Below are 20,716 nucleotides of genomic sequence, written 5' to 3'. Positions count from 1 at the left end.
TTTAATTCCAAATTTGCCACCATTTTTTATTTTGCTGCTTTAATTTTTGCATTAAAATATCTTGATTTTTTAATGCAAACTCATTTTCCTCATCAAGTTTTAATAGCTCCTTTGTGCATTCTAAAGCCTGCTCGTATTCTTTTAACTGCTCTAAGCATTGAATTTTTCCCACCAAGGCATCGGTGTTTTCATTTACTATCTTTAAACAATCTTCATAACACTGCAATGCATCATGAAAATCACCTAAATTTCTTAAACACTCTGCCTTATAATAATGTGTCCAATTTTGATTTTCATCTAAATTTAAAGCCATATTAAGATATTTTATAGCCTCTTTAAAATCTTGCGAATACACTTTAACCGCACCCATAAAATGATAGCACTCATATGATTTTGGTTCAAGCTCACTTGCTTTTTTTGCCGCTTCAAAGCTTTCATCATATTTTCCTAAAAAGCTTAAAATTTGTGCTTTTTCTATCCAGTACTCCGCAACATCATCGATTATTTTTAAACACTCGTCGATATCTTTTAAAGCTTCATTGTATTTTTCAAGATTTCTTTTGCATTTTGCTCTATGAAAATACGACTCATCATCTTCTTCGTTACTTAAAACCACGCTATCATAACATTTTATAGCTTCTTCAAACATATAAAGATCTTCATAACAAAGCCCTTTATAATACTTTGCACCATTATGGTTCTTATCAATTTTTAAAGCCTTATTTAGATCTTCTATAGCCTCTTCTTCTAAGCTTAAATTATATTTAGCAATTCCTCGCCAAAAATAAAGTTTAAAATTATTTTTATCCACCTTGAGCGCCACATCACAATAAGCTATCAGCTCTTCATAAGATTCAAGCTCTTTTGCACAATATGCCCTTTCAAATAATACATCTTTTAAATCAATATAATCTTTATATGATTTGATAAGCTCATTATATTCATCCATAGCTTCTTGAAATCTTTCAAGTCTACTTTTAATCCAAGCCCTTTGTGAAAGAGAATTAACATAATCTTGAGTGCTATTTTCTTTTTTATAGTACTTTATAGCTAACTCACTATCTTCCAAAGCTTCCTCGTATTTTTCAAGATCTGATTTTAAATAAGCCCTATTAAAAAATACATCGGGATATTCTTTTTGATATTTTAAAGCTTTTTCATAACTTATCAAAGCTTCATCATATTTGTCTATCTCGTACAAACTATTGCCCAAATGGTAAAAACCATAAGGAACTGCGTGTTCAAGCTCTACTAATTCTGATGGAGTAAAATCATGCTTTTTTGCTCTTTCTTGATAATATTTAGCTGCTAAATCAAAATCTTCTATCGCTTCTTCAATCATTTTTAGATTGATTTTAGTATTACCTCTATTAATGTAAGCTTGGGCATATTCTTCATAAAGTTCGATTGTTTTATCATAATATTTCAAAGCTTGCTCATAATCTTGTATATCATATAAAACCCTAGCCAATGCAAAACATGGATACTGTAAATTTTCATCTAAATCGATTGATTTTTTAAAGGCATCTATTGATAATTCTATCTTTTCTAAATCTTTATAAATATGCCCTAAAATCAAATACGCCATAGCATTTTCATTATCTAGTTCAATGGATTTTAAACAATCTTGCAAAGCCCCTTCTAAATCATCAACTTTACGCTTATTGTTAGCCCTTTTATAATATGCATCAGCAAAACTCTCATCTTGCTCAATCGTCTTAGTAAAAAATTCTATAGCCTTGGAGTAATTTTCTAAATTCTCATATGCTACCCCTTGATAATAAAAAATCTGCGAGGAATCAAAGCCTAAATCTTGACATTTTTTAAAATCAAGCAAAGCTTGCTTTGGATCAACACTAAGCAAGGCAATAGCTCTAGTATAATAGGCAATGTGATACTCTGGAGCTAAATCAATACAAATTTGCAAATCTTTTAAAGCTTTTGTATGTTCATCTAAAAGTATATAAACCCTGGCTCTATTAAAATATGCTAAATGATATGCATTATCTAAGGCTATGGTTTTATTAAAGGCTAAAAGTGCTTCTTGTAATAAATCTAACTTAAAATTACACAAGCCCAAAAGATTAAATAAAAATACATTACTAGGATCAAATTCTATAGCTATAGTTACATCTTCAAGTGCTTCTTGAAATTTCAAGCAATTAAATCTACAAAGTGCTCTGTTGTGGTAAGCTTCCAAAAGTAAACGCTCTTTATCTGCATCATCTATAAAAATCATCTTACCATCTTGCGCAAGCGTAATTTCACCCTTGCAAAAAGCAATAAGTTCGCTTAAAATTGTATCACATTTTTCAAATTCTGAATTTTCAAAATGCTCTTTTGCTAATTCTGATAACTCGGTGATTAAACTATCCAATTTCAAACCTAGTTTTATTTTTCTTTATTTAAGCTTTTTAGAAATTCTTCTATGTTGTATTTTGTTCTATAAGTTTCACTCATTAAGTGAATCAAAATATCACCTAAATCAAGTACAGTCCATTCTTCACTACTTTCTATATTTAAAAACTCTTCACCCTTGCTTTTAAGATTAGTTTTTAAATCATCAATCAAAGAAAGCGCATGTCTTTCTCCCATAGTAGTAGCAATCACTACAAATTTAACAAAATAATCCTTATCTTGCATATCAAAAGTTTCTATCAAATCTGCTTTTTTATCATCTAAAATTTGAACAATACTATTAATTCTTTCTTGCATTTTTTTCCTTTTGTTAAATATTTTTAAATTTAGAATAATAAAGCTTAACTTCTTCTTTGATTTGCTCGCAAACTTGTGTTGTTTGTAAGGTTTGCCTTATAAAAGAAGAAGAAATATCCACCTTGGTGTCCAAAGTCTTAAAGTGACTTGGTATAAAAATACCATCTCTTTTAGCTATCACAAATTCTACCAAATTTTGCAATCTTTCAAATTCGTGCCATTTTTCAAGACTTTGCAAATGATCAGCTCCCAAAATAAGATAAAATTGAGAAATTTCATAATGATTATATAAAAAATCAACGCTTTCTATGCTAGGTACTGGTCTTTTTTTAGTGATTTCAAAATCACTGATTTGAACCCTTTCTAAACTCCCCCAAATCGCATTGCACCATTTTAAGCGTCTTTGCTCATCTGCGGTAAATTCTTGCTTAAAAGGACTGATAAAAGTAGGCATGATTATAAGTCGATCAAGTTCTAAATTTTCTAAGACATTTAAGACTATAGCATTATGTCCTAAATGAGGTGGATCAAAACTACCACCAAAAAGTGCGATTTTCATTAAAGTTTAACCTTTTTTTAGTAGAATTTTATCCACTTAATCATAAAAAGGAAATGAAAATGGCTGTAAAAGTTGCAATAAATGGTTTTGGACGCATTGGAAGATGTGTTGCAAGAATTATCATGAAGCGCGATGATATCGAACTTGTAGCGATTAATGATACCACTGATATTGAACTCACAAAATATCTTTTCAAATACGACACTGTTCATGGGGTATATGATGGTAGTGTTGAAAATGATGGTGATGATTTAATAATTGATAATAAAAAAATAAAAGTTTTAAAAAGTAGAAATGTAGCGGATTTAGACTTTGCAAAATATGGCGCGCAAATTGTACTAGAGTGCACTGGCGCACATTTAACCATAGAAAAATGTCAAGGATTTTTAGACCATGGGGTGCAAAAAGTTATCATGAGCGCTCCAGCAAAAGATAAAACTCCAACTTATGTTTTAGGGGTAAATGCTCACGAATACAAAGGCGAAAGTATTATCTCAAATGCAAGTTGTACAACTAACTGCTTGGGCCCAATTTGTAGAGTTTTACAAGATAATTTCGGCATAGAAAAAGGTTTAATGACAACTATCCATGCTTATACAAATGGTCAAAGCATTATCGATGCAAAAGCAAGAGATAAAAGAAGATCACGTGCAGCTGCTCAAAATATCATTCCAACTTCAACCGGTGCTGCAAAAGCTATGAAACTTGTTATGCCTGAGCTTGATGGAAAATTACACGGTCAAAGCATGCGTGTACCAGTAGCTGATGTGTCAACCGTAGACCTAACTGCAACTTTAAAGAAAAAAGTAAGCAAAGAAGAAATCAACGAAGCCTTTAGAATAGCAGCAAAAAGCAACTTAAAAGGCATATTATTAGTAGATGATGAAGAAAGAGTTTCAAGTGATTTTATTACTTGTTCTTATGGTGCGATCGTAGCAAGCGATCTTACTCAAGTGATTTGCGATGACTTTGTAAAAGTGGTTGCTTGGTATGATAATGAGTGGGGTTATTCTTCTCGTTTAGTAGATATGGCAGTATTTATAGCAAAGGCTTAAGATGAGTAGTATTTTATCGATTAAAGATATTGATCTTGCAAAGAAAAAAGTATTTATTAGATGTGACTTTAATGTGCCTCAAGATGAATTTTTAAACATCACCGATGATCGTCGTATTCGTTCAGCTATCCCTACTATAAGGTATTGTCTAGATAATGGTTGTGCAGTTATTTTAGCTTCACACCTAGGACGCCCAAAAGAAATAGCTTCTAAATACTCCTTAGAACCAGTTGCAAAAAGACTTGCACGCTTAATGGCCAAAGAAGTCATCATGGCTAAAGATGTTATAGGCGAAGATGCAAAGAAAAAAGCAAGCGAGTTAAAGCCGAGTGAAATTTTACTTTTAGAAAATTTACGCTTTGAAAAAGGCGAAACCAAAAACGATGAAAACCTAGCTAAAGAACTTGCCTCTATGGCTGAAGTTTATATCAACGATGCTTTTGGAGTTTGCCATAGAGCCCATGCAAGTGTTGAAGCGATTACAAAATACTTTGACAATACACACAAAGGTGCAGGCTTTTTACTTCAAAAAGAAATAGAATTTGCAAGCAATCTCATCAAACATCCTGCGCGTCCTTTTGTGGCAGTAGTAGGTGGCTCTAAAGTAAGCGGAAAACTACAAGCTTTAACTAATTTACTTCCAAAAGTAGATAAACTCATCATAGGTGGAGGTATGGCCTTTACTTTCTTAAAAGCTCAAGGTTATGATATAGGAAATTCACTTTTAGAAGAAGACCTAATTGAAGAAGCAAATAAAATTCTCTTAAAAGGTAAAAATCTAGGAGTAAAAATTTATCTTCCTGTAGATGTTACAGCAGCGCAAACTTGCTCCCAAGAAGCAGTGATGAAATATACTCCTGTGCAAGAAATTCCAGCAGGTTGGATGGGACTTGATATAGGCCCTGCTAGTGTAAGATTGTTTAAAGAAGCACTTTCTGATGCTCAAACTATATGGTGGAATGGACCTATGGGGGTTTTTGAAATTGATAAATTTTCAAAAGGTAGTATAAAAATGAGTCACTATATCAGCGAATCTCACGCAACTACCGTAATAGGCGGTGGCGATACTGCTGATGTTGTAGCAAGAGCAGGTGATGCTGATGAAATGACTTTCATTTCAACTGGTGGAGGTGCTTCATTAGAGCTTATAGAAGGCAAAGAACTTCCTGGCGTAAAACCTTTAACGATAAAGGACAATGAATGATTTTTGCAGCAAATTTAAAGTGCAATCATACAAGATCAAGCTTTGAACTTTACGCTCAAGAATTAAATCAAAAACTCAACCAAGAAGATGAAGTTTTCATCTTCCCTCCTAATGTAGCTTTTTTAAAAAACAATTTTATCTTTCAACAAGGTGCACAGAATTTTTACCCTTGCGAAAATGGAGCTTATACAGGGGAAATAGGTAGAATTCACTTAGAAGAATTTAATATCAAAAGTGTTTTAATAGGCCATTCTGAAAGACGAGCGTTAAATGAAGATGAAAGCTTTTTAAAGGCCAAATTCGACTTTGCAAAAAATCTTGACTTTAACATCATTTATTGCATAGGCGAGAGTTTAGAAACTAAAAATTCCAAACAAAGCTTGGATTTTCTAAAAAAACAAATTGGCAATATTGATTTAACTTATGAAAAACTGATTATTGCATATGAGCCAATTTACTCAATAGGCACAGGAGTAAGTGCAGATCTTGATGATATCAACACCGTGCTTGATTTTTTAAGACAATCAACTCAAGCTAAACTTTTATACGGTGGAAGCGTAAATCAAAACAACATTAAGGCCATTTGTGCTTTAAAAAATTGCGATGGAGTGTTAGTAGGTTCAGCTGCATTAAAAGCGGATGAATTTTTCAATATGATACAAATAGCCAAAGGTTAAAAATGTCTTTAAGCAATGAAGAATTAAAAAGTATTTTAGAGCATAAAATTGCTCTATTGGAAAACTCACACAAAGAAGAAAAAAATATCTCACTAGAAGCGGTTAGTTCTATCGTTAAAATTTTAGGCTTACCAAATGATTTTAGTGCTTTAGCACATAGATATTTTCAACTTCACACTCCGCCTAGTCTTATTTGGCTTCATTTAAGTGAGTGCACAGGATGTAGTGAAAGTTTACTTAGGACTTCATTGCCTGATTTTTTAGATCTAATTTTTGACTTCATTTCCTTAGAATATCATGAAACTTTTATGAGTGCAAGCGGGCATCAAGCAGAAGCTCACCTAGAAACAATTTTAGAAAAAAAAGATTTTCTTTTGGCCGTCGAAGGTGGAGTTTGTGCTATAGATCCTTTTTATTTAACCATAGGAGCACATGGTGAAAATGGTTATGAAATTTTACAAAAATGTGCTAAAAACGCTAAAACTATTTTTGCTATGGGAACTTGCTCAAGCTATGGAGGAATTCAAGCAGCACATCCAAACCCTACTAAAAGCATAGGAATTTCTAAAGTATTAGAGGAAAAAGTGATCAATATCCCGGGTTGTCCTCCAAGTGATGTTAACATTATTGCTGCACTTTGTTTTTATATACTGTTTGAACAAGATATGAGTTTAGATGATCAAAATAGGCCTTTGGCTTTATATGGAAAATGCCTCCATGACTTATGCGAAAGAAAAGCAAAATTCGAAGCAGGAAATTTCGCTCAAAGTTTTGATGATGAGAATATCAAACAAGGCTATTGCCTTTTTAAAGTAGGCTGCAAAGGACCTTATGCTTACAATAATTGTCCTAAAGTTAAATTTAACTCCAAAACATCTTGGCCTGTTGCTGCAGGACATGGTTGTATTGCTTGCAGTGAAGAAAATTTTTGGGACGATTTTGGTTTTTATGAAAAACCCATGAGCAATGAATTTGCATATAATGACTTTTCTAGTATACTCGCCACAGAAGTAGTTCATAATGCTTCTATTAACGAACTTAATTCTAAAAATATCTTATTAGATTTAAGTAGCGATAGCAGTGGAATTTTTTATTATAATGAAAATAAAAATAACTTTCTAGATTTTAGCTTTGAAGCTAACCCTAAGGTTTTTTTAAATCAATTTGCAAAAACTAAAATAGCGATGAGTTTAGTGCAAAATTTTCAAGAACAATTTCAGTCACATTATAACTTCATACAAGAAAATTATAGCGATGAAAGCACCACTAGCACAAATGTATTGGACTTATTTTATTTTATATATCCATTTATCAGTGGGAAAAAGCTAGAAAATATTGATGAATTTTTAGATCTTGCTTTAGCTTATAAATTTAAACACCCAAGTAAGTTTGACTTCAAAACCACCATTAACGATCAAGCAAAACTTGATGTATCTAAATCATTGCGTATGCCTTTAATCTACATCTTAGGTGGTTTAGATAAAGAAGCCATTGCTTTTGGATTGGTTTTTTCTTTAAAAGAACATTTAAAACAAGCTTTAAAAGCCTGTAAAAACCAGCATCAAAAAGATCAAATTCTCATACACTCTCATCATGAAAAATTATTAAAAATATTTTGGGATTTAACGAGTATTTAACGACTTAATGTTAAAATATTTATCTCCCTAATATTTGAAATTTGCAAAGTTAAAACTTTGCAAATTTTTGTTTAATTTTAAAATAAATTGCCGATATAGCTTTTAATCATGATTTGAAAGGAATAATATGCAAATTTCTAGCTACAATTCTCAAAATTTTTCCATGGATATAAAAACAAAAAACGGCAATCATCTTTCTTTTTCAATGTATGACAAAAAAGAGGCAAAATTTGACAGAGATGGTAACTCTGCTACTTTAAGCCTAAGAAATCAATTTGGCTTTTCATTTTCATATAGTGGAAGCAAGCTTTCAGAAGAAGAAATTGAAGAAATCAAAGAAGCTGTTGCAAAAGTACAACCTCAAATCGATGAGTTTATGAAAAACTCAAGAGTAGGAACTTTAAAACCAAAAGAAATTATAACTACTGCGATGAAGATTGGCAACGCTTTACCTGAACCAAAAGATGAAGAACATAAAAAAGCAACCTTACACGAATTATTTAATACCATGGATAAGAGTTTAAATAAAGAAATGGAAAAAACTGATCTTGCGGACATTAAAAAACAAATTTTCCAAGATAGCACAAAATTATTAGAAGAAATTTGGGAACAGTATAAAAGTCAAGAAGAGAAAGCAAAAGAGGAAGAAAACAAAGAATTTGGATTTTATGCATAAAAAAGGAAAACAAATGGAAGTAAAAGATATTTTAAAAAGCATGCTCGAACTCCAACAAAAACTTAATGATGATACCAACGGTATAGGTTGGGAAAATGGCTATACCAAAGAAGGAAAATTAATCAGCTTTAGAAGATGTATTTATATGGAGTGTGCCGAACTTGTAGATTCTTTTGCTTGGAAACATTGGAAAAGTATACATACGCCTGCAAACTGGGATAATGTACGCATTGAGATTGTTGACATATGGCATTTTATCTTGAGTTTAATCTTAGAAGAGTACAAAGAAAAACAAATCACTGATAAAAATTTTATCGCAGAAGAAGTTTCTTCTGTAACTTTTTTTGATGATTTTTGTAAAGAAACTCCTAATCCAAACGAGGCTGATGTCTATGGAATATTAAATGATATTGAACTTATTATCCATAAATGCAGTGGTTTTGATTATGATTTGGGCGAACTTTTAAGCGTGTATTTTGTATTAGCTAGAAAATGCGGTTTAAATTTCTTCGAGCTTTATAAAACCTATATTGGAAAAAATATCTTAAATCAATTTAGACAAGAAAATGGTTATAAAGATGGAAGCTATAAAAAAACATGGAATGGCATAGAGGATAATGAAGTTTTAAATCAAATTTTAAAACAAACTTTAGAGTATAATGCTATTTACCAAAAACTTCAAGAAGCTTACAATCAAATCAAATGAATATCTTTTACCTAAGCTTGCAAGATTTTCTTAGCAAGCCTTTTTTAAAATTTTCCATTTTACCTTTTCTTTTAAGTTTGCTTGTTTTAGCTTTGCTAGTTTTTTATACTTATGATGTCTTTTTTTCTTATATCGATAGTGCATTAAGTGGCTCTTTTATGGCATGGTTTTTTAGCTTCTCCATAGTGCAATTTTCACTTGCATTTTTAAGTGCAATTGGAGGTTTTTTTATTGTAGTTTTTGCTTCAGTATTTTTAACAATGCTAATTATTTCATTTTTAACACCTTATATTGTCAAAAAAATCAATCAAAAATACTACAATCATCTCATCAAAAAAGAAGTTCATTTTCTAGAAGTTCTACTTAAAAGCTTTAAATTTTTATTTATTTTTTGCTTGCTACTTGCTGTGGCAACTTTTTTACTGATTATACCTTTTGTTAGCATTGTAATTTATTATGCTGTTTTTTATTATTTATTTCATAAGCTCTTATTGCTAGATGTCCTTAGTAATGTTTTAGACCGATCTTCTTTTGATAGTTTTTATAAAAACTCTTCGCCTTTGTATTTTAAAATAAGCACATTGGTATTTTTCACTTTATCAAGTATTCCTTTGTTTGGATTATTTTTGCAAGTATTTTATGTAATATTTTTAACACATTTAAGCTATCAAAAAATCTTAAATTTAAAAGCCAACAATAATGGATAAAAGAATAAAAACTTTTATCCAATCTCAAAAACTTCTCACCCTCAGCATGCTTGATGATGATGGAGGGGTATATTGCGCGAGTTGTTATTATGCTTTTGATGATAAAAATTTATCCTTAATTTTTGCTAGTGAAGAACACACTAAACATATTCAACTTGCTCTTAAAACTCCCAATGTTGGAGTTAACATAGCCTTGGATACTGATGTGATCAACCTCATCAAAGGCGTACAAATTAAAGCACATTTTCAAACTGCATCCAAAGAACAAGAAGCACTTTACTATCACGCTTTTCCTTTTGCAAGATTAGCCAAAGCTTCTATTTTTACTCTTAAGATACAATGGGCAAAATACACCGATAATAAAATTTTACTCTCCAAGAAATTAGAATTTTTTATTTAAAAAATGACTCAAAAAATAATATTTATTAATAAATTTAAATAATATTTATAATTTTTTAAATATTTTTTGAATAAAATCTTATTAATTAACCCAAAATATTACAAAGTCAGTATTGACTTTTCAAGGAGAAAATATGCTCTTTTCAGCAAAAAAGTATCTATTAGGTAATTTTTCAAACAAAATAGCCTTTTTAGTTTGTATCTTCGTTGTGGTACTACTATGTGTTTTAGGTGCATTCAACTATGTTAAATCCAAGTCTAATAGTCATACTTTATTAGTTCAGTTTCAACAAAAAGTTGCTTTTGATGTAAGTAAAAGATTTGACCTATATGCAAGCGATAGACGCAATGTAATTCACTCATTAACAAAATATCTCAAAGAAAACAAAAATTCCCTTACACCAGAACAATATACCAGTTTGTTAAAATCTATCGGCGACTCTTTGGGTTTTGATCTAACATATGTAGGGTTTGAAGATGGAAGAATATTTAGATCAAATGGCAACAATCAAACACCAGATAGCGGATATGATCCAAGATCTAGAGGTTGGTATCAAGAAGCCAAAGAGAAAAAACAACTTGTCGTAACAGAATCTTATATTTCATCTAGTATGCAAAAACCTACCATTTCTTATGCTAGCCCTATTATAGAAAATGGTCAAGTAATAGGTGTCGTTGCAGCTGATTATGATTTGAAAAAATTCTCAGAAGAAGTTTTAGCAATCGGAAAAACACCTTATTCGCATGCAGCAGTTTTGGCAGCTGATGGTACATATTTATTTCATACTGATTCATCAAAAATTCTTACTTCAACCCAAATTAGTAAAGATATCATAGGAAGTTATTTTAAAACACCTGAGGGTGTAAACAAAACCCTTTCAAAAGATATTTTTAAAATACAAACTCAAGAAGAAGGCACCAAAGCTTTAATCTGCAATGGTAGCATTAATCCAAAATACACTATTTGTAGTATAGCAGATTATGATTTTTATAGTGATGCTGCAAGATCAACACTAATGGAGCAAATCATTATTTCTTTAATTGCTATTTTTATCACTATAGTGTTTATTAGAATGATTATTTCTTATAATCTCAAACCTATTACGATCATTTCTTCAGGTTTACATGATTTCTTTAATTATTTAAACCACAAAGATGCACATTCTCACCCTATTAAACTAAAAACACAAGATGAATTTGGGAAAATGGCAGATGAAATCAATGAAAATATCATGATCATTAAAGAAGCGCTTACCAAAGATGCAAAAGCTATTGAAGAATCTGTTAATGTAGCTAAAAAAATAGAAACAGGTGAACTTGATTTACACATCACTTCCCATGCAAACAATCCACAAATTCAAGAATTAATAGAAGTATTAAATAGTATGCTTGCAACCTTGCAAAGAAAAATTGGTAGCAATTTAAATGATATTCAAGCTGTATTTGATAGCTATCAACACTTAGATTTCACCGCAACCATTGACACTCCAAAAGGTGATGTTGAAAAAGCTATCAACAGTCTTGGAAACGAGATCAAAAACATGCTTTTACAATCACTCAATCAAGGCGAATTACTCAACCAAAAAGCTGAAGCATTAAAACAAAGTATGCAAGAACTTACCAACGATGCCACCCACCAAACCTCTTCTTTACAAGAAAGCGCTAGAGCATTAGAACAAATGAATTCGGCTATGAGTGAAATTTCTATTAAAGCACAAGATGTAGTAAAACAAAGCAACGACATAAAAAGCGTAACCACGGTGATTTCAGATATTGCTGAGCAAATTAACCTACTAGCTTTAAATGCTGCTATTGAAGCTGCTAGAGCAGGAGAGCATGGTAGAGGTTTTGCTGTAGTTGCCGAAGAGGTAAGAAATTTAGCTGAAAGAACACAAAAATCTTTAGGAGAAATCGAAGCAAATACTAATATCTTGGCTCAATCTATTAGTGATATGGGAGAAGCAATCAAAGAAGAAGCAGATGATATTAGTCAAATCAACGAATCTGTTGCTACCATAGAAAAACTAACTCAACAAAATTCACAAACAGCAATACAAACCAATAACATTGCAAATGAAGTGGATTCTTTAGCACAAGATATACTCAGTGAAACAAAGAAAAGAAAGTTTTAAATTTATAAAAGATGCCTTATGGCATCTTTGTATTAAGAAAAGTGAGGTTTAATTTGCTCTAACCAAGTATCAATTCTGCTTTCAGTTAGATCTTCATGGTTATCATTATCTAAAGCTAATCCTACAAATTTATCACCTTCTACTGCATCGCTTGATTCAAAAGTATAACCACCTGTAGAAACAGCACCTACCAAATTTGCACCCGCAGTTTTTAAAGCCTGAGCTAATTTTCCCATAGCACTGCAGTAAGTATCTGAATAACTTTCGCTATCACCCATACCAAAAACCGCAACTGTTTTACCACTAAGACTTAGTGATGAAAAATCAAATCCGTCCCAATCATCTTGAAGATCTCCACTTCCCCAAGTTGAAGTACCACAAATTAATTTATCATAAGAATTGATTTTATCTGCATCAATATCTGCGATATTAAATACATCTGAAATTCCTAATTTTTGTGCAATCATATTTGCTGCGCCTTCTGTATTGCCCATAGAGCTACCATAAATTACTGCTACTGACATTTAACATCTCCTTAAAATTTGATTATTAATAGTATAGGGAACTAATTTTAACAAAGTTTTGTTATTTTCACATAAATTATGTCTGATTTCTTTATGTTGAGTGAAATTTTTATTTCTTGGATACACAATATAAAATCGCTCAAAAGAATTTTCTCTTATAAAACTTAAAGCCATTTCAATATATTTTTTATTATCATCATAAAATAAAGGCATTATAGCCATTTTATTATCAATAACAATCATCTTGCCCCAAATATCTACTTTAGCTTTTACATTGCTTCTACATATTTTCTCATATACAAAACTTTCAAAGCCAACTTGTGGATTTAATATAAATTCTGACGATAAAAATACATGCTGAATCATCTTTGCCATAGTATATTTTGGACTTTTATCATCAAGATTTAACTGCGCTAAACTACCTTCCATAAAAGCTTTGATGATTTTATGTGAGTAAGGACAAAAGTATTTTATCTTTGTTCTTTTTATAGCAAAACTTTTACACATGCTTTGAATTTTTAATTCAAAAATATTTCTTATACTGCTAGCTTTTTTAGCATAAAAATAAGACACCTTTAAATCATTATCCACCAAAGCATTGTATAAATTTAAAAATATATCATTAATATACTCTTGCTTTAAATCCTTAAAAATAACAGGAACAAGATCTCCTTTTGCATTAAAGCCAAACATACTCAAGCCTTTTTCATACATTCATAGCTTTGATCTAAACCAAATACCTTACAATACTCACAATAAACACAACTCACGCTTCTTTTGGCGCATACTAAAGGTATATTGCGCTTTTTTGCCTCTGTTTTGATTTTTTTCATAGTATTATGATTTAAAAAGCTAGTCAGCATAACTATGCATTCGGTATTTTGAGGGATAGGCTTTCTATTAACCCTATTTTCATTTCTAGCATCCCAATGCTCTATGTTTTTTGCACCTAAATTTGTCAAAACCGCCTTAATTGGAGTGATTTCATCCGCACCGATAACCAAAACTGACATTGAGTTTTCCTTTTATAAAAATGATAATTGTTATTATAATTTATAAAAGATAAATTTTAACTGATACTCAATATCAATTTTAAAATTATATATTATGAGTTTGCTCAAAGATATCCGTGTGTAAAATTTCCTCCAAGACCACCGTTGCATATGAGCCTTTTTGCAAGAAAAACTCTAAAGTAAAATGAGCTTTTTCCTCATCATAGTAACTTTTACAATCTTGCAAATAAGACCACATAAAGCGTCTTGATCCTTGCATTTTATCTTTAAATTCATAAGCAAAAGAAAAAACTTCATTCTCTAGCTTTTTCACTAAACCATCACCAGCTTCAAACGCTTTTGATCCTAGTAGCAACCCCATTGCGCTAATATCTCTTCGGTAAAATCTTTCCAACTCACTTGATAAATCTTCACATATAAAGCACTTGCCAAATGGATAATGCCCCAAAACATCACCCTTTAAAAGTTTAAAAAATTGTTTTTGTTGTTTTAAGCTTTTAATTTCATCCTTACCTAATGCATAAATTTGTTGCAATTCTTTTTCATTAAAATCATTGACAAAATGTGAAAGTTCAATTCTTTTACTTAAATATCTATTGAAAAGTTCACTTTGAAAAGCAGAAATTAAAAATTCTTGCATTTTTTTATTTTTGATTTTTTTACCTTTTAAAATCTCTAATCCTTGTAAGAAATTGTCTTGAAATTTGCCAAAACGCTGATACCCAAAATAATTAGCATAGCCTTGCTCTTGGATATTTTTAAAAGCTTGATCAATTTTTAATGCATCTACTTTGGAAACTTTTTTTAATCTTATAAAAAAAGAATTTCCTTTTAAATGCCCTATTCTAAGCTTATTATCATGATAAAAACTGTCTAAAATTTTCATTTTATCATGTTTAAAATTTTTCAAACTCTCTTCGTATTTTTTAGGCATAGAGATATATTGAAAGGTCAAACCCTGCTTGTCTTTTAGACCACTATAGCCAAAATCCCTCATCTTAATACCGCTATGTTCACTCAAAATTCTCAAAGCTTCACTTGTACTAAGATCTTTTTTTTGTAAATGCAGTACTAAATGCTCTCCTTTGCCACTAAATTCATATAGCGGTCTTTCTCTAACCACAAAATCACTGCTATTTTTTGAAAAATGCACATTAATTGGGGTGTGCTTTAAACTATATAAGGGTTTAAAAATGATGTTCTCTTCCATAAAATTTATACCTTCCTGTGGTTGTTTTTGCAAAAATATTTAATTTAACTCTATGTTTTTTGGCTAAATTTTGTATCAATGCTTTATGTTTTTTATCAAATGCGAATAAAATTTCATATTCTTCCCCACTATTTAAACTTAGTCGGTCTATTTTTTTTAGAAATTTTACACCAAGATGATTTAAAAATAACATTCTCGAAAGATCTTTATTTAAACCATCTGAAATATCCATACTTACTCTTACTTTTTTTGCAATATCATAAAAAAAATTTTGTCTTAATTTAGGCTTTATAAAACGGTGTTTTGAATGCAATTTTCCACCTCGAAATAAAATATTTAAACCTTTTAAACTATCTCCTAATTTTCCACTAAAAGCAAGCAAATCTCCTCGTTTTAAACCTTTCCTAAAAATTGCCTTTTGATTAACTTTTGAAATGATAGTAATACTAATATTAATCTTATCGCTAGCAGTTGTATCACCGCCTATGATTTGCACTCCAAATTCTTTAGCAGTATCCAACAAGCCTTTTTGTAAAGACTTAATTTGTTTCATATCTAAACACTTTGGTAAAGAAAGACCCAAAAGAGCGTATTTTGGAGTAGCATTCATCACGATAGCATCAGAGATATTCACTAGCATTGCTTTTGCACCAATTTGCTCTAAACTCATCCAAGAACGCTTAAAATGAATATCTTCGCAAAACAAATCCTTAGAATAACAATATCCATCTACAATAGCACCATCATCACCATTGATAGAATTTGCAAAAGCACTTATGATTCTTTTTTCTTTATCCATGTGAATATTTTATACAAAAAGCATTTAATTTTATATAATAATCAAATTTTTATAAGTTTAAAATGTATATAATGGAAAATAATAGCAAGGATAAATTATGCAAATAACTTTAAGAATTTTTCGTTTTGATAAAAACAGTGATTATCTAGCCTACTATAAACCCTATGTTTATGATAGCAAAAACTTTAACAGCGTTTTTGATATCTTAACACAGGTAAAAAAAGATGATATATATTTTGACTTTGAAGAAAATCCAGAAAGTTGCATTAAAGTCAATCAAGTTTCCATTAGACAAAGAAGAAACCTAAACAATATCATCGAAAGATTTGGCAATGAACTTATCATAGAACCGCTAGATACCAAAAGGGCTATAAAAGATTTGATCATGGATAAAAGCGATTTTTTAGAAAAGCTAGAGCTTTTTAAAGATCTAATTGACACTCACGATGTAGAGTTATACAAACAGTATGATTTTTTATATTATACAAGCGAAGTGAGAGAATTTTTACCTGAGTATTTAGGTGATAGTTTCTTTATCTTTGCATACAAAATGCTACTAAAATATCCAGAAAAAACACCACAATTTCTTAAACTTGTAGCAGATGAAGAAAAAGGAATTTACTACCATACAAAATTTAAAAATTTCATTTCTTCTAATGAGTTAGATTATGAATCCTACATCAATGAACTAAAAATGATGCTTGTAAAAACAGGCCTTGCGAGAAGTATTTTTTAAGGAATGAAAATGTATAAAATCTACACCAATAACAACAATGACTTGTTTTGTTATTTTGATATTATCAAAAATGCTTTAGATATAGTCGGCGTTGAAAGTTCACTTTGCGAAAAACCCTTAGGAAAAAATTATTTTATTATTGATTATGATCCAAAAGATATCTTAGATGAATATTCTAGAATGATGAATGAAGACAATATCGCAGCATGCGAGTATGGATCTTATGAAATTATGAGTAAAATCGAACCAATTCAATATGCTCCAAGAATATTTTTAGATCATCTTAAACAAGAGCATATTAAACACTTTTTTGATCAATTTAATATAGGTGTATATCAAGGATTTTCAGACGCGGAGTGCTCTTTGGAATTGGCCCAAATTCTCAAGGCTAATACGATTGATTTTGAAAGAAAATACAAAAGCTGTGGTTATAGTTTTTTAAATTTAAACACAGAGCTAGCATATAAATGCGCCGCCTCTATTGTGCTAGATGCATATGATAGCGGATGTGATTTTTTAGTAGTGGAAGACTTTTACTCTTTTTATATGTTTGATAAATGCGCAAAAGAACTACAAGTAAGCTCAAATAGAAATTTTGAAGATTTTTATATTTTAAGCTTTGCAGAACTTGCAAATTTAGCCCTAGGTATAGTACCATACACTTTAAAAAAACATAAATTAAAAGTGAGTTTAATCAATGAAAATCGCTCTTGAATGCAAAGATTTAATTTTAGAAAAAACTCTAGAAGTTGCTTTAAAAGATTTTTTAGTTTTAAAGAAAGATTGTGATTTTTTAGTATGTGATGAAAAAATTAACACACAAAAGCCACAATTTATCATCAATAAAAAATCCAACTTCCTAACCTTACCTTTTAGTATGGAAGAGTTACTCAATGCTTTAAATGATTTTAATGCAAGCTTGCAAAATATTGCCTACAAAATAGCAATGCGTGAGAAAAAAATCATGAATCAAAAATGCGAAGCTATCTTAGAACAATTACGTCAAGAAAGTCACGAAAAAATCGATGCATTGTTTGATCTTTACAAAGCAGAACTTAAAAATCTCATCAAAGAAGAAAGCAATAATGCGTAAAAATCCAGAATATCAAAGTGTAAAAGATTTTTTAAATTCCTATAAAGAAAAAGAAAAGAAAAAATCTAACACCAAAAAAATACCTAAAATTTACACTAGCATAGAAAGCGGAATTTACAAGGGTAAAAAAATTCTACTTCCTAGTTTAGATACCACAAGAAGCACCAAAAGTATAGTAAAATCTTGTGTTTTCAATGTCTTACGTTTTTCATTGCAAGATAAGGTTTTTATAGAAGCTTTTGGCGGAAGTGCTTTAATGGCACTAGAAGCAAGAAGTAATGGTTGCTTAAAAAGTTATGCTATAGAAAAAGACAAAAAAGCTTACGAGATTGCTTCCAAAAACGCTTCTAGTATTGATCAAAATACCATTTGTTTTCACGATGATACTTTCAAAAAAACTCCTCAAATCATTCAAAATTCTCAAGAGGATATCATTTTATACCTTGATCCACCTTTTGATATTAGAGAAGGTTTTTTTGACATCTATCAAAAAACACTTCAGTTAATAGAAAACATCTCAAACACCAATGTAAAAATCATCATCATAGAACACCATAGCACTTTTAAAACACCTGCTGCTATACAAAATTTTGAAAAAAATAAAGAAAGAAAATTTGGCTCAACTACCCTAAGTTTTTATAATCTTACTTGATTTTGGAACTTTTTTTGCTTTAATCTTATGTAAAAGCATAGATTAAAGGAAGAATCGATGAGAATATTATTTTTAAGCTTAGCACTAAGTTTAAGTGTTTTTGCTGCCACTATTAAAGAACTTACCAATGTAGTAGGTGTTAGAGATAACCAGCTTATAGGATATGGTTTGGTTGTGGGTTTAAATGGAAGCGGAGACGGCACAAGTAGTGAATTTACCCTACAATCAATCTCAAATATGCTTCAAGGTATGAATGTAAAAGTTAGCCCAGGCGATATAAAATCAAAAAACACAGCAGCTGTAATGGTTACAGCAAAACTTCCTGCTTTTGCAAGAAGCGGGGATAAACTTGATGTAAGTGTAGCTTCTTTGGGTGATGCAAAGTCTTTACAAGGTGGCACCTTGTTAATGACAGCTCTAAAAGGGGTTGATGGTGAAATTTATGCAGTAGCTCAAGGCTCCTTAGCTATAGGTGGACTTAGCCCAAGACCAGGTGCTGCAGGGACGCATTCAACCTCAGCAAATGTAATCAATGGTGCAGTAGTTGAAAGAGAAATACCTCAAAATTTCAGTCAAACAGATGATCTGATTTTAAGCTTAAAAGATGCTGATTTTAAAACAGCAAACAATATCGAAAGAGTTTTAAACACAATCTTTGATGCAGATATTGCTAAAGCATTAGATTCAAGAACCATTAAACTTACTAAGCCTGAAGAATTTTCTCATGTTGAATTTATGGCAAGAGTATTAGAGCAAGATATCGCTTATACTCCTGAAAGTAAAGTGATTATTGATGAAAGAACTGGAACTATCGTAGCTGGTGTAAATATAGAAGTTGAACCTATATTAATCACCCATAAAGATATCACGATAAAAATTGATCCCAATAATACTGTAGCTTTAGGACAAAATGAAATCGATATGAAAGATGGTGGAATTTTAGATCCTGTATCTAATACTTTAAAAATCACAAACAACAAAACAACCGTAGCAAACATAGCAAGAATGCTTAATAAACTTGGCGCAGCTCCAAATGATATCATAGCTATTATGCAAAATTTAAAAAGAGCTGGTGCAATTAGCGCTGAATTAGAGGTAATATAATGAGAGTGGATAATTACTTAGCGAGTAAAAATTATAGCAGTGAGCTTTATGAAAGCATTACCAAAAACAACAATAGCTACAAAGCTGCTAAAAACTATGCAGATAGTGCTTTTAAAAATGATTTAACTCATATACAAGCATTAAATGATGAAGATAAAGCTTTAAAAGAACAAACTGATGCTTTTGAAGCTTTTTTAATCAAAAGTGTTTTGGATATTTCTTTAAAACAAGAAAATTCTTTATTTGGAAAAGATGCAAGCGATGAAATCTATTCATCTATGTATAATGATACTATGAGTAAAGCATTAAGCGGGGGGTTAGGTTTTTCAAAATTATTATTTGATTATTTAAAAGAAAGGGGTTAATTTATTTTTTTAAGTGTCGATATAGTTCTTAGAGTTTTTCAATAGAACTGGAGGCTTAAAATGATAAACCCTATACATCAAAGTTATGTAGCTCAAGTCGCTACTAATGATATAAACAAAACAGAAAACAAAGAAAACAACAAGGCAAAAGAAACTCAAAAGGCAGAAGAAAGTAAAGCATCTATCATTGCTTCTCAAATTAAAAATGGCGAGTATAAAGTAGACCTACAAGCTACTTCTAAAGCAATAGCAGATTCTTTATTATAGTTTTTATCCTTTTTTGGGTTAGTGCCTAAGAAAGGATAAAAAATGGTTAAACAATACTTAGACGAAACAAATTCTATTTTAGAAAAACTCATCAATCTTACTCTAGAAGATATTGCTCAAATTCAAACTGCTAACCACAAACATGTAAGTCAAAGCATTGAAGATAAAACTAAACTTGTGAGCGATTTTCAACTTGCTAAAAAAAATCTTGATAAAGCCCTAGTAGATCTTAGCAATCAAGGTAACAACAAAGGCTTAGATGAACTTTTAGATGAAGAGGATAAAGAAAAATTAGCACTCTTAAAGCAAAATTTAAATACCTTGCACCAAAAAAACAAAGAATACGCTAAATTAGTACTCATCATTAAAAACTTTTATGACAATCTTTTAAACACGATGTTTGAACAAAGTGGAACAAATAATGCTTATGGAGATCAAAAAACTATTCCAGATTCACTATTTAAGATCAATGTTTAAAGGTTAAGA

Annotated in this window: 24 protein-coding genes and 2 pseudogenes; 18 read left to right on the top strand and 8 right to left on the bottom strand. The window is 30.6% G+C overall.

Annotated elements, in window-relative coordinates:
- Position 1: 1 nt before the first annotated feature.
- From A0083_RS02235 to nadD, 3 genes are read right to left on the bottom strand one after another with little or no spacing between them, the layout of a single operon-like run.
- The gene (locus A0083_RS02235; protein ID WP_197553885.1) at positions 2-2,377 is read right to left on the bottom strand and encodes a tetratricopeptide repeat protein; all 2,376 of its coding nucleotides are present in this window, start codon (positions 2,375-2,377) and stop codon (positions 2-4) included.
- A 14-nt stretch (positions 2,378-2,391) separates the two neighbouring features.
- Positions 2,392-2,715 (bottom strand): ribosome silencing factor, encoded by a 324-nt coding sequence (gene rsfS / locus A0083_RS02230; RefSeq protein WP_120759588.1) that lies wholly within the window; start codon positions 2,713-2,715, stop codon positions 2,392-2,394.
- 13 nt (positions 2,716-2,728) lie between these two features.
- Positions 2,729-3,274 (bottom strand): nicotinate (nicotinamide) nucleotide adenylyltransferase, encoded by a 546-nt coding sequence (gene nadD, locus A0083_RS02225; RefSeq protein WP_197553883.1) that lies wholly within the window; start codon positions 3,272-3,274, stop codon positions 2,729-2,731.
- 59 nt (positions 3,275-3,333) lie between these two features.
- Between nadD and gap the strand changes: the two genes are divergently transcribed.
- The 10 genes and pseudogenes from gap to A0083_RS08285 all read left to right on the top strand — a co-directional run.
- Positions 3,334-4,329: a type I glyceraldehyde-3-phosphate dehydrogenase gene (gene gap, locus A0083_RS02220; RefSeq protein WP_043019482.1), complete on the top strand. Its 996-nt coding sequence runs from the start codon at positions 3,334-3,336 to the stop codon at positions 4,327-4,329.
- 1 nt (position 4,330) lies between these two features.
- Positions 4,331-5,533: a phosphoglycerate kinase gene (locus tag A0083_RS02215; RefSeq protein WP_120759592.1), complete on the top strand. Its 1,203-nt coding sequence runs from the start codon at positions 4,331-4,333 to the stop codon at positions 5,531-5,533.
- Positions 5,530-6,210 carry a triose-phosphate isomerase gene (locus tag A0083_RS02210; RefSeq protein ID WP_120759594.1) on the top strand — a complete coding sequence of 227 codons (681 nt, stop codon included), beginning with the start codon at positions 5,530-5,532 and terminating at the stop codon, positions 6,208-6,210. The genes A0083_RS02215 and A0083_RS02210 overlap by 4 nt, the downstream gene beginning before the upstream one ends.
- Positions 6,211-6,212: 2 nt before the next feature.
- Positions 6,213-7,847 carry a hydrogenase small subunit gene (locus tag A0083_RS02205; RefSeq protein WP_197553880.1) on the top strand — a complete coding sequence of 545 codons (1,635 nt, stop codon included), beginning with the start codon at positions 6,213-6,215 and terminating at the stop codon, positions 7,845-7,847.
- Positions 7,848-7,974: 127 nt separating this feature from the next.
- A complete protein-coding gene (locus tag A0083_RS02200; protein WP_120759597.1) occupies positions 7,975-8,523 on the top strand; it encodes an ATP-binding protein in 549 nt (182 codons plus the stop codon).
- A gap of 13 nt (positions 8,524-8,536) precedes the next feature.
- Entirely contained in the window at positions 8,537-9,229 is a 693-nt protein-coding gene (gene dut / locus A0083_RS02195; RefSeq protein ID WP_120759599.1) for a dUTPase, read from the top strand.
- Positions 9,226-9,936: an EI24 domain-containing protein gene (locus A0083_RS02190; RefSeq protein ID WP_120759601.1), complete on the top strand. Its 711-nt coding sequence runs from the start codon at positions 9,226-9,228 to the stop codon at positions 9,934-9,936. Before dut ends, A0083_RS02190 begins: the two co-directional genes overlap by 4 nt.
- A complete protein-coding gene (locus tag A0083_RS02185) occupies positions 9,929-10,336 on the top strand; it encodes a pyridoxamine 5'-phosphate oxidase family protein (RefSeq protein WP_120759603.1) in 408 nt (135 codons plus the stop codon). The genes A0083_RS02190 and A0083_RS02185 overlap by 8 nt, the downstream gene beginning before the upstream one ends.
- Before the next feature lie 133 nt (positions 10,337-10,469).
- A pseudogene (locus A0083_RS08290) lies at positions 10,470-11,093 on the top strand (cache domain-containing protein); the annotation flags it as partial.
- Between the two features lie 972 nt (positions 11,094-12,065).
- A pseudogene (locus tag A0083_RS08285) lies at positions 12,066-12,467 on the top strand (methyl-accepting chemotaxis protein); the annotation flags it as partial.
- Positions 12,468-12,499: 32 nt separating this feature from the next.
- On the opposite strand, the gene fldA reads toward A0083_RS08285, so the two are convergent.
- From fldA to A0083_RS02155, 5 genes are all read right to left on the bottom strand, one after another.
- A complete protein-coding gene (fldA, locus tag A0083_RS02175; protein ID WP_197553874.1) occupies positions 12,500-12,991 on the bottom strand; it encodes a flavodoxin FldA in 492 nt (163 codons plus the stop codon).
- Positions 12,992-13,705 (bottom strand): hypothetical protein, encoded by a 714-nt coding sequence (locus tag A0083_RS02170; protein WP_197553871.1) that lies wholly within the window; start codon positions 13,703-13,705, stop codon positions 12,992-12,994. It lies immediately after the preceding gene.
- Complete coding sequence (locus A0083_RS02165; RefSeq protein WP_120759610.1) at positions 13,687-14,004, bottom strand: DUF2325 domain-containing protein; 318 nt, start codon at positions 14,002-14,004, stop codon at positions 13,687-13,689. Before A0083_RS02165 ends, A0083_RS02170 begins: the two co-directional genes overlap by 19 nt.
- Positions 14,005-14,089: 85 nt before the next feature.
- Positions 14,090-15,223 (bottom strand): tRNA pseudouridine(13) synthase TruD, encoded by a 1,134-nt coding sequence (gene truD, locus A0083_RS02160; protein WP_197554512.1) that lies wholly within the window; start codon positions 15,221-15,223, stop codon positions 14,090-14,092.
- Positions 15,192-16,013: a thiamine-phosphate kinase gene (locus A0083_RS02155; protein ID WP_197553868.1), complete on the bottom strand. Its 822-nt coding sequence runs from the start codon at positions 16,011-16,013 to the stop codon at positions 15,192-15,194. The genes truD and A0083_RS02155 overlap by 32 nt, the downstream gene beginning before the upstream one ends.
- 97 nt (positions 16,014-16,110) lie before the next feature.
- On the opposite strand from A0083_RS02155, the gene A0083_RS02150 reads away from it, so the two are divergent.
- From A0083_RS02150 to flgN, 8 genes are read left to right on the top strand one after another with little or no spacing between them, the layout of a single operon-like run.
- Entirely contained in the window at positions 16,111-16,749 is a 639-nt protein-coding gene (locus tag A0083_RS02150) for a DUF5644 domain-containing protein (protein WP_120759613.1), read from the top strand.
- Between the two features lie 9 nt (positions 16,750-16,758).
- On the top strand, positions 16,759-17,463 hold the full coding sequence (locus tag A0083_RS02145; protein ID WP_120759615.1) for an HdrB C-terminal domain-containing protein: 705 nt from the start codon (positions 16,759-16,761) through the stop codon (positions 17,461-17,463).
- Positions 17,447-17,842, top strand: a complete 396-nt coding sequence (locus A0083_RS02140) for an ornithine carbamoyltransferase (protein ID WP_120759616.1) — start codon at positions 17,447-17,449, stop codon at positions 17,840-17,842. Before A0083_RS02145 ends, A0083_RS02140 begins: the two co-directional genes overlap by 17 nt.
- A complete protein-coding gene (locus A0083_RS02135) occupies positions 17,835-18,494 on the top strand; it encodes an RsmD family RNA methyltransferase (RefSeq protein WP_197553865.1) in 660 nt (219 codons plus the stop codon). The genes A0083_RS02140 and A0083_RS02135 overlap by 8 nt, the downstream gene beginning before the upstream one ends.
- A 57-nt stretch (positions 18,495-18,551) precedes the next feature.
- Positions 18,552-19,598 (top strand): flagellar basal body P-ring protein FlgI, encoded by a 1,047-nt coding sequence (locus A0083_RS02130; RefSeq protein ID WP_197553863.1) that lies wholly within the window; start codon positions 18,552-18,554, stop codon positions 19,596-19,598.
- Positions 19,598-19,963, top strand: coding sequence for a rod-binding protein (locus A0083_RS02125; RefSeq protein ID WP_120759621.1), 366 nt, complete (start codon positions 19,598-19,600; stop codon positions 19,961-19,963). Before A0083_RS02130 ends, A0083_RS02125 begins: the two co-directional genes overlap by 1 nt.
- Positions 19,964-20,023: 60 nt before the next feature.
- Positions 20,024-20,230 (top strand): hypothetical protein, encoded by a 207-nt coding sequence (locus A0083_RS02120; RefSeq protein WP_047208039.1) that lies wholly within the window; start codon positions 20,024-20,026, stop codon positions 20,228-20,230.
- Positions 20,231-20,272: 42 nt separating this feature from the next.
- The gene (gene flgN, locus A0083_RS02115) at positions 20,273-20,707 is read left to right on the top strand and encodes a flagellar export chaperone FlgN (RefSeq protein ID WP_039662981.1); all 435 of its coding nucleotides are present in this window, start codon (positions 20,273-20,275) and stop codon (positions 20,705-20,707) included.
- Positions 20,708-20,716: the final 9 nt, after the last annotated feature.

This window comes from Campylobacter sp. 2014D-0216, from assembly GCF_014931215.1.
Classification (GTDB): Bacteria; Campylobacterota; Campylobacteria; order Campylobacterales; family Campylobacteraceae; genus Campylobacter_D.
Note: the sequence above shows the minus strand (reverse complement) of the source record. Positions and strands in the feature narration are given on the sequence as shown.